Origin of the sequence: Pseudomonas sp. GM41(2012), assembly GCF_000282315.2 — a bacterium.
Lineage (GTDB): Bacteria > Pseudomonadota > Gammaproteobacteria > Pseudomonadales > Pseudomonadaceae > Aquipseudomonas.
This window is the reverse complement of the sequence record NZ_AKJN02000006.1, coordinates 451,651-464,853: the sequence shown is the minus strand read 5'-3', so window position 1 is coordinate 464,853 and position 13,203 is coordinate 451,651. Positions and strand designations below refer to the sequence as shown.

11 protein-coding genes are annotated in these 13,203 nt (G+C 60.7%); 4 read left to right on the top strand and 7 right to left on the bottom strand.

What is annotated here, in order from left to right; translation table 11 throughout:
- Nucleotides 1-32: 32 nt before the first annotated feature.
- Both PMI27_RS23475 and PMI27_RS23480 read right to left on the bottom strand, forming a co-directional pair.
- The gene (locus PMI27_RS23475; RefSeq protein WP_008153706.1) at nucleotides 33-1,010 is read right to left on the bottom strand and encodes a thiamine pyrophosphate-dependent dehydrogenase E1 component subunit alpha; all 978 of its coding nucleotides are present in this window, start codon (nucleotides 1,008-1,010) and stop codon (nucleotides 33-35) included.
- 26 nt (nucleotides 1,011-1,036) lie between these two features.
- Complete coding sequence (locus PMI27_RS23480) at nucleotides 1,037-2,095, bottom strand: ATP-NAD kinase family protein (RefSeq protein ID WP_008153705.1); 1,059 nt, start codon at nucleotides 2,093-2,095, stop codon at nucleotides 1,037-1,039.
- A 343-nt stretch (nucleotides 2,096-2,438) separates the two neighbouring features.
- Between PMI27_RS23480 and PMI27_RS23485 the strand changes: the two genes are divergently transcribed.
- Nucleotides 2,439-4,334: a sigma-54-dependent Fis family transcriptional regulator gene (locus tag PMI27_RS23485; RefSeq protein WP_008153704.1), complete on the top strand. Its 1,896-nt coding sequence runs from the start codon at nucleotides 2,439-2,441 to the stop codon at nucleotides 4,332-4,334.
- A gap of 39 nt (nucleotides 4,335-4,373) precedes the next feature.
- Here the strand turns inward: PMI27_RS23485 and PMI27_RS32225 are convergent, their stop codons facing one another.
- From PMI27_RS32225 to PMI27_RS23495, 3 genes are all read right to left on the bottom strand, one after another.
- Nucleotides 4,374-4,508 carry a hypothetical protein gene (locus tag PMI27_RS32225; protein WP_008153702.1) on the bottom strand — a complete coding sequence of 45 codons (135 nt, stop codon included), beginning with the start codon at nucleotides 4,506-4,508 and terminating at the stop codon, nucleotides 4,374-4,376.
- Between the two features lie 171 nt (nucleotides 4,509-4,679).
- Complete coding sequence (locus PMI27_RS23490; protein ID WP_008153701.1) at nucleotides 4,680-5,519, bottom strand: nitrilase family protein; 840 nt, start codon at nucleotides 5,517-5,519, stop codon at nucleotides 4,680-4,682.
- A 50-nt stretch (nucleotides 5,520-5,569) separates the two neighbouring features.
- Nucleotides 5,570-7,063, bottom strand: a complete 1,494-nt coding sequence (locus PMI27_RS23495; protein ID WP_008153700.1) for a purine-cytosine permease family protein — start codon at nucleotides 7,061-7,063, stop codon at nucleotides 5,570-5,572.
- A gap of 330 nt (nucleotides 7,064-7,393) precedes the next feature.
- On the opposite strand from PMI27_RS23495, the gene PMI27_RS23500 reads away from it, so the two are divergent.
- Nucleotides 7,394-8,308, top strand: coding sequence for a LysR family transcriptional regulator (locus PMI27_RS23500; protein WP_008153699.1), 915 nt, complete (start codon nucleotides 7,394-7,396; stop codon nucleotides 8,306-8,308).
- 24 nt (nucleotides 8,309-8,332) lie between these two features.
- On the opposite strand, the gene PMI27_RS23505 is transcribed toward PMI27_RS23500, so the two are convergent.
- A complete protein-coding gene (locus PMI27_RS23505) occupies nucleotides 8,333-9,370 on the bottom strand; it encodes a LacI family DNA-binding transcriptional regulator (protein ID WP_008153698.1) in 1,038 nt (345 codons plus the stop codon).
- A gap of 212 nt (nucleotides 9,371-9,582) precedes the next feature.
- On the opposite strand from PMI27_RS23505, the gene PMI27_RS23510 reads away from it, so the two are divergent.
- Both PMI27_RS23510 and PMI27_RS23515 read left to right on the top strand, forming a co-directional pair.
- Nucleotides 9,583-10,914 (top strand): MFS transporter, encoded by a 1,332-nt coding sequence (locus PMI27_RS23510; RefSeq protein WP_008153697.1) that lies wholly within the window; start codon nucleotides 9,583-9,585, stop codon nucleotides 10,912-10,914.
- Nucleotides 10,915-10,927: 13 nt separating this feature from the next.
- A complete protein-coding gene (locus PMI27_RS23515; RefSeq protein ID WP_008153696.1) occupies nucleotides 10,928-12,283 on the top strand; it encodes an amidase in 1,356 nt (451 codons plus the stop codon).
- Here PMI27_RS23515 and PMI27_RS23520 read toward each other — a convergent pair.
- Nucleotides 12,280-13,188 (bottom strand): LysR family transcriptional regulator, encoded by a 909-nt coding sequence (locus tag PMI27_RS23520; protein WP_008153694.1) that lies wholly within the window; start codon nucleotides 13,186-13,188, stop codon nucleotides 12,280-12,282. The genes PMI27_RS23515 and PMI27_RS23520 overlap by 4 nt on opposite strands.
- Nucleotides 13,189-13,203 lie beyond the last annotated feature (15 nt).

Below are 13,203 nucleotides of genomic sequence, written 5' to 3'. Positions count from 1 at the left end.
ATGAAGGTCTCGATTCTTGTTATAGGGGGCGTTCAGGGATAGGAAACGTAGACGTCGGAAAGCAGATCGGCCGCGCTCGGCTTGGGGTCGGACTTGGCCTTGCGCACGGCGTTCTCGATCAGCAGGTCGACCTCGCTGTCGATCTGGTCCAACTGGCTGGCCTGCACCCGCCCGGCGCGGAGGGTGCGTTCGCGGAACTGCATCAGGCAGTCGTTGTGCTCGCGGAAATGCTTGACCTCGTCCGGCGCCCGATAGGTCTGGGCGTCGCCCTCGAAGTGACCGTAATAGCGAGTCAGCTTGACCTCGATCAGCGACGGCCCCTCCCCGGCCCGGGCCCGCTCCACAGCGGCACCGGCGGCTTCGTGAACGGCGAAGAAGTCGAAGCCGTCCACCGTGACCCCGGGCATGCCGAAACCGGCAGCGCGGTCGGCGATGTGATCGCAGGCCACCGACCAGTTGGAGGCCGTGGCTTCGGCGTAACCGTTGTTCTCGGCGATGAACAGGCACGGCAGATTCCACACCGAGGCCATGTTCATCGCTTCGAACACCGCCCCTTCGTTGGATCCCCCGTCACCAAAGAACACCACCGCCACACTGTCAGTCCCCTTGAGTTTGGCGGCCAGGGCCGCGCCTACGATCAGCGGCGCACCGGCCCCCACAATGCCGTTGGCGCCGAGCATGCCCTTCTCGAAATCGGCGATGTGCATGGAGCCGCCCTTGCCTTGGCAGACCCCGGTTTTCTTGCCGTAAATCTCGGCCATCATCCCGTACACATCGACACCTTTGGCGATGCAGTGGCCGTGACCACGGTGGTTGGAGGCGATGCAATCGTCATCACCCAAGTGGGCCATGACCCCAGCGGCTGAAGCTTCTTCGCCGGCATACAGATGGACGAAACCGGGAATCTCGCCGGTGGCGAATTCCACGTGCAGGCGCTCTTCAAAGACGCGGATGGTGCGCATCACCTGGTAGGCATGCAGCAATTGATCAGCGGTCAGCTGTGTCGACATTTTTATTCTCCAGGTTGTCTTGAGGCTCAAGTTTCAAGGTTCAAAGGGTGTTGCGGGTGTTCACGGCCAATGGCCAGAAGTCGCTGTTGCGCGGCATAGGCCAGGGCCGCATTGACGTCGATGCTCAGCGGACCGCCGGCATCGAGGGTGACCGTGGGGCGGTCATTGGCGTTGAATTCGATCTCGCGCTCGCCATCCAGAGCCAGGGTGCCGCTGGCCAGGCACAGACCATGGGCGACGCCGGGTTCAAGGCTTGCGGCAGCAAGCACGCCGCAGCCTTGCAGCAGGCCGGGAGCCAGAGGCACCAGCAGCGCTTCGGGAGATTGCGCATCGAGGCGCATCCAGGCCCCACCCGGAGCCTGACGCGATACGGGAAACCACAAGCCGCAAAGGGCCGAGATGCCAATGGACTGAGGTTCGGCGAAGGTCACAAACACCTCGGCCAGATCGGCCCCGCGACTGATGGCCCGTGCGCCGACAAAGGGCAGCGAGGACACCGCCACGTCCACCAGGGCCATCTCGCACAGGCCACGACTCGGCTCGCGCACCAGCAAGCGTTTGTTGCGGCGCAAGGCGATCTCGGGCGGGATCCGCCCACTGACAAACAGCCCGCCGGCCAACCCGGCGCTGGTGGCTTCACGCAGTTCCGGGAAGGCGTTGTTGGTGCCGGTGGACAGGGTCAGCAGCGGAATGTCGCCGACCTCCGCGGCCACCGCCTTATGAGTACCGTCGCCGCCCAGCACGGCGATCAGGGCAACGCCGCGTTCGGCCATCCAGCGTGCCGCGTGACGGGTGTCCTCGACACTTTGGCGCAGGGTCAGGTCGAGGAACTCAAGGGCCGGCCAGTGACTGCTGCGAGCCTGGCGACCGTGGCTGTTTTTCAGCACGGCGGCGGCGATGCCGGTCATGTCGGTGGGCATCAGCACCCGTTCGATGCCCGTGGCGCCAAAGGCAGCCAGCAAGCGCTGGATCACCGAGACTTTGTCGGTGCTGGAAAACAGCCCGGCGTTGGCGGTCAGGCGCCGCACGTCCCGACCGGATGCCGGGTTGGCGATGATGCCGACGGTCAGCGGCGCACGGCTCATGACGCCACCACGGGCAGAACAAGGAAAAGGTCTCGGCAGGACATCGGGCACCTCTTTTTATTATCGGGTTGCCAGTCGGGCTGGTTGCCAGAGCTAGAGCAAGGCCGGTGCCAGATCTGCAAAAACACCTGCAAAACCCCGTCGTAGAGCGCTCCAGCGAGAACCTGAGGGTGCTCGGAATCAAGCCCGAATGAGACGCGTCATGTCAGGCTGCATGAGGTGGCGGCGAGACCGTGAGACGTTGCGTCTCACCACCAGCCCTGGGTGACCCGACGCTTGTCCGAGGCCAATGAACGGCGCTTAATAGCCGCACAACTAAAAGAAGATAGAACCGGAGGCCTTAATGCTTTCCGCACACTCGAAGGCGCATGTGGATTGCGTCAGCCGTGTTTTGAAAAATGCCGAACACCTGCCGCAGTTGCCTGTGCCGGGCTTGATACTCGATTCCTGGCGCCGCTCCATGGAGCAGCACCACCTGGACCCTGGCTCATTACAAGGGCCACGGATCCTTTCGCAGAACGTGTTGCAGGAATGCCGCGAGCGGTCCGAGCTGTTTCTGCGCATCGCCAGTGAAGAAGTCGCCCGCCTCCACGGTCGGGTCCGCGATGCCGACTACTGCGTCCTGCTCACCGACGCTCAGGGCCAGACCATCGACTACCGCGTCGAAACCTCCATCCGCAATGACTGCCGCAAGGCCGGTCTTTACCTGGGCACTTGCTGGTCGGAAGGTGAGGAAGGTACGTGTGGCGTGGCGGCGGTACTGACCGCGCGAACACCGGTCACGGTGCACAAACGCGATCACTTTCGCGCCGCGTTTATCGGCCTCACCTGCTCAGCGGCACCGGTCTTCGACCCCAAGGGCGAACTGCTCGGGGTGCTCGATGTGTCGGCGGTGCGCTCACCCGACGACCGTCGCTCCCAACACCTGACCCGGCAGATGGTGGTGCAGAGCGCACGGGAAATAGAACAGGCGTTTTTCATGAACAGCGCCCAGGGTTACTGGGTGCTGCGAGCCCACAACAGCCCGGGCTACGTCGACAGCCAACCCGATTACTTGCTCGCCTGGGACGATGACGGCCGTTTGCAGGCGCTGAACCCGGCGGCGCGGCAGTTGCTTTTGCAAAGCTTTGGCCAACTGCCGGAACACATCGGCCAGGTGTTCGATCAGCAGTTGTTGCATCGGGCCAGCGACGAATCGCTCTGCGTACTTCACGGCCAAGGTGGCCACCCTGTGCTGCATGGACGACTCAGCGTGCCACGTCGGGTGAAACCCAACCCCGCGCGCCCGGTACTGACACCCGCCGAACTCGATCCGCGACTGGAAGAAAGCCTGCGCCTTGCAGTGCGGGTCAAAGACCGCAACCTGCCGGTGCTGATCCAGGGCGAAACCGGCTCCGGCAAGGAAGTCTTCGCCCGTAAGCTGCACCAGGCCAGCCAGCGCCGTGAGCGTCCGTTCGTTGCGGTGAACTGCGCGGCGATCCCCGAGAACCTGATCGAAAGCGAATTATTTGGCTATGTCGCCGGCGCCTTCACGGGTGCCTCGAGCAAGGGCATGCAAGGTCTGCTGGAACAGGCCGACGGCGGCACGCTGTTTCTCGATGAAATCGGCGACATGCCCCTGCCCTTGCAAACCCGCCTGCTGCGGGTTCTGGCCGAGGGTGAAGTGGCGCCACTGGGAGCTTCACGGCGCAAAGTGATCGACCTTCAGGTCGTCTGCGCGAGTCACCGAGATCTGGAAGCACTGGTCGCCGCGGGGGAGTTTCGCGAAGACCTGTACTTTCGTTTGAGTGGAGCGCGTTTCCAGTTGCCGCCGCTGCGCGAACGCAGTGACCGCCTGGCGCTGATCAACCGGATTCTCGATGAGGAATCGACGCTTTGCGCAGAACCCATGCGACTGGGAGGCGCGGCTCTGGAATGCCTGCTTGGCTACCGCTGGCCAGGTAACGTTCGCCAGTTACGGCATGTGCTGCGTTACGCCTGTGCGGTGTGCGATTCAAACCTGATTCAGGTCAGCCATTTGCCCGAGCAAGTGCAAGGCCACAGGCTTAATGGCCCAAGCGCCGGCGCCACCATTGATTGCTGCGCGAGCCCGGAACGCCAGACACTGCTCGATGCCCTGGTGCGTCACCGCTGGAAACCCACCGCCGCCGCCAAGGCTTTGGGCATCTCCCGGGCAACCCTGTATCGCCGGGTGCATCAGCACGGCATAGACATGCCTGGTAGAAGCCAGGCGGAATGACCATGGACCGGTGGCCGACGTGAAGCCGTCCTCAGGACCTTAAAGCTTGAACTGCGCTACCAGGGCATTGAAGGAGACGGCCAGCCGCGACAGTTCGGCCAGGGTGATCAGGGCGCAGATAACGAACGAGGACAAAAGCCTGGTCGAGAATTTGGACTGATTCAGAATGTTCATGTGGCGAACTTGAGGTAATGAAACAGAGGTTTAAACGGGTCTTCACGAACGAACCCAAGCGGGCCCCCACCCATCCATTACCTAATCGTCCTCAGCTCGAACGGGTCAAGTTGGCAGCGCTGGATATAGAGGACACACGCTAAGTTGCCCGTGCGCCCCCTCTATTGCCTGTTACTGGATCGGGTGGCTGTAGAGCTGAGGACGACGATCGCAATGCACGTCGTTCTGGTCACCGATGCGCTTGTTACGCGCTTCGGCGAGGTTCATCGTCGCCAGCAAAGTCTGTTCGCCTGCCAGCTCCGTCGGCCCTGTCAGAGGGTAACCATCGGCGTCGACGATGACCGAACCCTGAACCCAGTCGACCCCGCGCTCGTGGCCGTGGCGATCGCACGCGGCGATGAACATGCGGTTGACCGCCGCATTGGCCTGGACTCGTATGACTTCAGTTGGACGTTCGGTTTCTGGTCGTGGGCCATCGGGCCAATTGACAGGCGCGCAGAGCAGCTCCGCACCCGCCAATGCCGGTAGCCGTACCCACTCAGGAAACTCCAGGTCGTAACAGATCATCATGCCGATTCGCCCAAAGGCAGTGTCCACCACCGGCGGCTGCGCGCTTCCGGCGCTGAAGATCGAGTTTTCCGCTCCCCAGAGATGAGCCTTTCGGTAAACCGCGCGCAATCCTTGAGCATCGATCATTGCCGCACTGTTGGCCACCTCATAGCCCTCCAGCCGCTCGCAGAATCCTGCGACGATAACGATCTCCAATTCGCGGGCCAGTGCTTCCCACAAGCGTAAGGTCGGCCCATCTGTCGATTCAGACGAGAACAGCGCTTCGTTACGGTCAGCAAAGAGGTAACCGCTCTGCACCAACTCGGGCAGCACCACCACCTGGGCGCCGCGGGAAGCTGCCGAACGGATCGCCTGCTCGGTGAGTGTCCGGTTATAGACAAGATCGCCGATCTTCGGCGCCAATTGGCAGCACGCGACGGTGATGCTTTTGGGTGTGTTCATTGTGCAGATTTCCATTGTTAGAACATGCGCTCGCTGGCAGTGATCAACGATCATTTTTCTGTCGACGTTTGAGCCATCGAGACGATATCGCTTTCGGTGATTGAATCGATGATCCGGCGCTCGGACTCAAGATCGATCGATCGACTGAGTACGAAATAGGTCAGGCCAGAGACCACCAGGCCCACCAGCCAGGCAATGTCGACGCCTTCGAGTTGGCGCGCCAGCGGGCCGACGAACACTTCCTTGCCGGCAGTGGCGTCAAAGATGTAGAAAAACGGCACCATGGCGGCGAATCCGATCAGGTACGAAACAATCCCGCGAAATTGCCAAGCGCCGTAAATGCCCTTGGGAGTAAAAAAATGGGGGATGGCGTAGCGGCCTTTACGAACAAAGAAGTAATCCACCAGGTTGACGGCGGTCCATGGCACCAGGAAATACAACAGCACGACCAGGAAGGTGTTCAACAGCGCGACACCATCACCTTTGATCGACAGCACACAAACCAACAGGATGACGCTGATGGCGAAGATCGATATCACACGAGCGCGAGGCGTCGGGGTGATTTTTTTGATCGAGTCGACACCGGTCAGCAGCGTCAGCATTGCGCTGTAGGTGTTGAGCGCGATAATCGGCAGGAAGCCCAAAACCGACAACAGCACCAGTGAGTTGCCCAAGCCAGGGATCATTGAGGAACCGACCTGATTCAGCGCAACCAGAGCATCAGTCGCCTGCAACTGCTGCGCAAGCCAGGCACCAAGGCCGATCATCCAGCCGCCCGACAAGGATGCCCCCAGGAACAAGGCGGTAATCAGTTTGGTACGACTGGTGTTTTTAGGCAGATAACGTGAGTAATCGGACACGTACGGCGCATAGGAGATGTTGTAGCTGGCACCAATGGCAAACATGCTGGCAAACGCGACCCAGTTGAAGCCGAGGGTAGTTGCGGGAGCGACATCACTTTGGCCTGCGCCAAACATCAAGGCGATGGTGACGAGCGTATAGAGCGGTAAGGTGGCCAGCAGCGCCCATTTGAACGCCTTGTGCATCATGTCGTGGCCGTAGATCGCCAGCAACGCACCGATCAGCACCACCGTGACAGCCACAATGGTTGGATCGAGTCCGAAGACATGCTTGAGGCCGCCCATGATGAGCGTAACGTTCACCACGTTGAAGCCGACGAACACAAACATCGTCGCCATCAATGCGAGGATCACGCCGCGATAGCCGAATTGGGCGCGCGACTGGATCATTTGCGGAAGGCCCATCTCAGGCCCCTGAGAGCCGTGGAAAGCCATAAAAATGGTGCCGAACATGATACCGAGCGTACCCGCCAAGGTAGCCCACAGTGCGGACAGTCCCAGGCTTGGGCCAACAAAACCGATGGAAATGGTGAAGAAATGGAAGTTCCCCAAAAACCAGAATGGGCCCTGGTTCCTGAGTTTGGCGTGCCGTTCGTTTTCCGGAATGTAATCGATCGAGTGGCCTTCGATGGCCATTCCCCCGCCCGTCTCGATGGCGCGCGCTGAACTTTTGGTCTCGGACATACGACTCTCCTTTTACTTGGAATCGATAGTGAAATTGTTTTTATATGGGTAGAGCTGTCGGTGCGTGCCGACGGCTACCTTCGCTCGACTTCCAGATCAGATTGCGCTCCAAAATACATCGCGATGTGGTCGCTGAAACGTTGTGGTAACTGCGCCCAATCACGACCTATCATTGCCCGCCGGTACCACGAGGCATCCGCTCACACTCCCTGGCATTGAGGCTGAGTACCGGCCGTTTGAAATGTATGGATTTGATCGAAACTGTTAAATATCGCAGGCCAACTGTTTACATAGATGTTTGTCTATGTAGCTGATCTATCGGGAGCACGTATGCTGGGAACTGTATCGGAACTGGATCTACGCTTGATCCGGGTGTTTCTTGCCGTCGTTGAGGCGGGAGGAATTTCGGCAGCACAAACGGCGCTCAATACCACGCAACCGACCATCAGCGCGCAATTGGCCACGCTGGAAGCCAGGCTCGGATTTCGCCTTTGCGAGCGAGGACGTGCAGGTTTTTCTGTCACGCCCAAGGGGAACCAGTTCCTCGATGCAGCCCGCCGATTGATGGCCGCAACGGAGGGATTTCGCATTGAAGTCCAGCACATCAATCGCAAGATCACCGGCAACATCAATATCGGGTTACTGGGCCAGATCGATCCCGTGGTCAATAAAAAAATTGCCTTGGCCATCGCCCGATTACGATCCGAGCACGAAGGGCTTTACTTTCACTTTACGGAACTGTCGTCATCGTTCCTGGAAGAGAAACTGATCAATGGTCATCTCGATCTGGCGATAGGTTATTTCTGGCGCCGTCTACCTAACCTCGATTACTTTCCATTGTTTAACGAAGCACAAATCGCCTATTGCGGCCCCACGCATCCTCTTTTTGAAAAGGTCGGGGCGCTCAATAACGAGGATGTTCGGGAGCACGACTGGGTTTGGCCCAGCCACCCGTTACCCGAAATGCCGGCACCCACGTCCATTGAACGTTTGACGGCGCTTACCGACAGTATGGACGGCGCCGCTTTGCTCATCCTGTCGGGCCAACACTTGGGTTTTCTGCCGCAGTTTTACGGCGCCAAGCATGAAGCGTTAGGGCAGTTGCACTCACTTAACCCAGAGCAGTTGCGCTATGAGGTCGTCTTTCATGCAGCGGTTCGACATTCGACTCGCCAGAGTGAGCTGGTGAGCAGCTTCTTGACAGAGTTGATCGACATTTTTGGGGCGAAATCGGTCAGCGCCTGACCACTTGATTTGACTGACTCCGACTCAGTTATCGCGGCGCAACAGCGAGGAACTCGCCCGCACCTGCAACTGCGGCGCAAGGATGATCGACTCTGCGGCCTCGCCCTTGATGCGTTTGAGCAGCAACTCCACCGCATGCCGCCCCATCTGTGCCATCTGCAGGCGCACGCTGGTCAGTGGAACGATGAGTTCATTGGCTAGCGGGATGTCATTGAAGCCGACGACGGCGATGTCCTTGCCCGGTTGCAAGCCTTTGTCGCGGGCGGCGCCCATCAGACCAATGGCAAGGAAGTCGTTGACCGCGAAAAACGCCTGAGGGTGTGGATTGAGCCCCAGCAGATACTCGCCTTGTTGGTGTCCGGTGTGGCTGTCAAAAGGACCATTGAGGATCCACTCCGGGCGCAGGGCGACGCCTTGTTCACGGTAATAGCGGATGAAGCCGCGGGTACGATCAGCCCCGGTGGACGCATGCCGTTCACCCGCCAGGATCGCCACATCGCGACAACCCAACTGATACAAATGTTCGGCCGCCAACCAGCCGCCCAATTCGTCGTCGCTGGCCGCCGAGAGGTGCCCAGCAATCTGCCGGCTGACCAGCACGTAGGGAATGTGCTTGCGTGCGAGCAGATCGAGTAAGGGCTGGTTTTCACCCACGTGCGAGTCGCCCACGATCAGCCCGGCCACTGAGCGGCGCAAGGCGTGCTCGGCACGTGCCAGTTGGCGCGGCTGCAGGTCGTCGGTATTGGAGACGAACGTGAGGTAGCCGGCCTCCTCCGCCGCGCTGTCGATGCTGTCATAAATGGTCGCCATCACCAGGTCGGTGAGGCGTGGCATGAGCACGCAGATCTCCTGGCTTTTGCGCAATTTCAGGTTGGATGCCTGCGTGTTCGGCCGATAATCCAGCTCCTTGGCCAGCGCACGGATACGCTCCACCACCTCAGCCGACGCCGCTCGCTCGACCCCGGTCGGGTCGCCATTGAGCACCCGCGACACCGTGGAGACGTGCAACCCGAGTGCAGTCGCCATGGACTTCAGGGTGGCGGGACGAGATTGATTCGGCATGTTTGAGAGTCTTCCAACCGTGCATTATTCAGCGCGCGATTCTACCTCAATCAGGCCCCCTTCCCGGAAAAAAAACCTTTACCCAAACGATTGACTAAAGCTTTTCCTGTATCTACATTTCGGCAACCCAAACGTTTGGGTAACACAATAAAAATACGCCGGACGCGGCCGACTTTTTGACTTCTGCCATCATTTTGAAGAGTCAGATCCCTATGAAGAGCGCAGCTATTCCGTCTTTCCGCTACCAGATTTTCTTCCTGATCATGCTGATGGCACTGCTCAACTACATTGACCGCGGCGCGATTGCCTATGCCTCGGCGAGCATTCTCCCGGAGTACGGTTTCGACAAGGCCGACTGGGGCAAAGTCCTGGGTTACTTCGGTTACGGCTACATCCTCGGGGCGTTGATCGGCGGCATCCTGGCTGACCGCTTTGGCGCCAAGCGCATCTGGCTGATTGCGGGTGCCACCTGGTCGATTTTCGAGATCGCCACCGCGTTTGCCGGTGACCTCGGGCTGGCATTCATGGGAGGCTCGGCCATGGCCGGTTTCGCCACTATCCGCGTGCTGTTCGGCTTTGCCGAAGGCCCGGCCTACTCGGTGATCAACAAAAGCGTGGCCAACTGGGCCACGCCCAAGGAGCGCGGCTTCGTGGTCTCGGTTGGACTGCTCAGCACACCATTGGGCGCGCTGCTCACCGCCCCGGTAGCGGTAGGTCTGCAAACCCTGACTGGCGGCTGGCGCAGCATGTTCGTGGTGCTGGGCGTGGTCAGCCTGGCGCTGCTGATTTTCTTCATGACGCGCTTCACCAACACCCCCGATGAGAACCCGCGTGTGTCCAAGGCCGAGCTCGATTTCCTGCGACGGGAACGCGCCTCGGCAGCCAATGCTTCAACCCCGACCACCAGCGTTGCGCCGGTATGGCATTTCTTCAAGAACAAGGACCTGTTACTCAATGCGGTCGGTTACTTCTCGTTCGTGTACGTGACGTTCCTGCTGCTGACCTGGACCCCCAAATACCTGCAGGACGAGTTCCACTACAACCTGTCATCGCTGTGGTACATGGGCATGATTCCCTGGACCGGCGCCTGCTTCACCGTGCTACTGGGCGGCAAGATCTCCGACCTGCTGTTGCGTCGCACCGGCAACCTGAAGGTGGCACGCAGCTGGCTAGCCGCGACCTGCCTGCTGTTGACCACGCTCTGTTTCATACTGGTATCGCAGGCCCAGACCGTCTGGGGCGTGATTGCCCTGATGACCCTGGCCAACGCCCTCAACGCACTGCCCAATTCAGTTTACTGGGCCGTGGTGATCGACACCGCGCCATCCAACCGGGTCGGTGCCTACAGCGGCATGACCCATTTCATCGCCAACACCGCTTCGTTCATCGCGCCAATGCTGACCGGCTACCTGACCGTGCACTACGGCTACTCGTCGATGTTCGTGGCAGCGGCAGTGGCCACTGCACTGGGCATGAGCGCGATGCTGATGGTGCGTCCCGGCAGTCGGCAAATCAGCCCTTCCCCTTTACCCGCCGCAGTTTGATGGAGTTGTTTGTATGAGCCTGGCGAAGCCTCCTCACGTTGGATCTTTTTTTGGTCAATCAGTCATCGCGCTGGCCGAGCGCCTGCGCGCGGGCAGCCTGACGAGCGTCGAGCTGACGCAAGCAGCCCTGGACAGTATCGAGCGCCTGAATCCGACCTTGAACGCCTTCGTTCATGTCGATGCACCCGTGGCGCTGGCCCAAGCGCGCAAGGCCGACGAGCTGTTTGCCCAGGGCCTGGACCTGGGCCCGCTGCACGGCATACCGGTGGCGGTCAAAGACAATATCGACACGTTCGACCACGTCACCACCTACGGTTCGGCGCATTTCGCAGGCTTCAAGCCGAGCCGCGATGCGCTGTGCGTGCAGCGGCTGCGCGAGGCGGGTGCGGTCATTGTCGGCAAGACCTTGACCCACGAATTCGCCTACGGCCCGACCGGTGACCGCTCGCTGCAGGGCGCGGCACGTAACCCATGGGATGCCCGCTGCATCACTGGCGGCTCCAGCGCCGGCAGCGCCGCTGCGGTGGCGAGCGGCATGGTGCCGCTGGCGCTGGGCACCGACACCGGCGGATCGATCCGTATTCCGGCGGGGTTGTGCGGAGTGGTCGGCTTCAAGCCATCGTTTGCCAGCGTGCCGCTGGAGGGGGTGTTCCCGCTGTCGTCGAGCCTCGACCACGTAGGCCCGATCGCCAACCACGTCGAGGATGCGCGCCTACTGTTCGAAGTGGTGGCTGGGCGAGTGTGTGCACCGATGGCCAACCCTCGACCGTTACGGGTTGGCTGGATCACCACCGGCAGCTTCGGCCCGGTCGACGCCGAGCTGGATCGACAGGTCTACCAGGCGGCGCAGCAGCTGTTTGGCGAAGCGCTGCAGGATGCTGCCGAGCTGGTGCCGCTGGCGGCCGAAATGAAAGACACCTTGCTGGTGCTGCAACGCGCCGAGGCCTTCGATGTGCATGCCGAACGCATGCAGGATGCACCGCACACGTTCGAGCAGGAGGTGCGCGAGCGCCTCGAATTGTCGCGTGAAGTCAGGGGCTGGCAATACATCCGCGCACAATCGAGCCAAGTACGGCTCAAGGCGGCGATGGCGCGCTTGTTCGAGCACTATGACTTCCTGGTCTCGCCCAGCGTGCCGATTACCGCGACAGCGGTCGATGCCCGCGAAGTCCGGGTTGGTGAGCAGGACATCGATGTGCGCGCCGCGTTGCTCAGCCATACCAGTGCCTGGAATCTCACCGGGCTGCCTGCGATCAGCCTGCCGGTGGGACTGTTGAGGGGAATGCCGGTGGGGCTGCAGGTGATTGGCGCTGCGGGAGAGGATGATCGTTTGTTGCGGGTGATGGCGCAGCGATTCGTACGAGACTAGGTAACCGCCTCGGACTTCATCGCTTCAACCACATAATTGAGCCAACCGCTGGCGGTGCCGGGGCGATAAACCAGCACCACCTGTTGGGTGCAGGAGAACGGGTTGTCAGTCAGATCGAGTCGCAACAGCTGAAGTTCGGCCAGGGCATAGTCCGGTAGGTAAGCCAGAGCCAGACCCGCACGCACAAGGCCATCAACCAAAAGAAGGTCATCGCTGCGGTAGCGGATGATGCGCGGCTGCTGATCGTCACGCCAACCGTCGGTGGCCGGCCCACCTTGCAGCCCGCGAAACGGCGGCTGTGCAGGTACCACGAAGGGGTATTTCAGAACCTCGGTCACCGTGGCGCGTGGGCCGCTGGCTGAGAGGGCGAGCGGATGGTTTGCGCCGACAGCCACTTCAAAGCGGGTTAGTCCGATGTTCAGTGCACGATGGCGCGGGTCGAGCGCCCCTAGGGCTGCCGTGGTCACCAGTGCCAGATCCGCCTCACCGCGGGCCAAGGCACTGAGTGCCTCGTCTTCCTTCTCGTTGCCGAAAGCCACTTGAGCGCCGGGAAAACGTTCGCCGATCAAACTGGCTATCCGCCGCCCCCAATTCAGCTGCAACAGCGCCGGCCCGGAGATCCGGCAGTGGAAACTACCGCGAGTCCCTAGAAACTCACTGCGCATCTGGTCGGCACTGGCCATCAGCGCCGCAGCCCGATCAAGCAAGCGCGCGCCGTCGGTATTCAAGCGCAGATTGCGCCCTTGGCGGTCGAACAGCGTGGTCTGCAAGGCTTGCTCCAGTCTCTTCAGCCCCTTGGACAGAGCACTCGGGCTCAAGTGCAGTTCCAAAGCGGCATCGGACAGGTTTTGGTGGCGCGCAAGGGCCAGGAATTGGCGCAGGGTCGCTAGATCGAATGTTTCCATTTGCTCAATGATTGA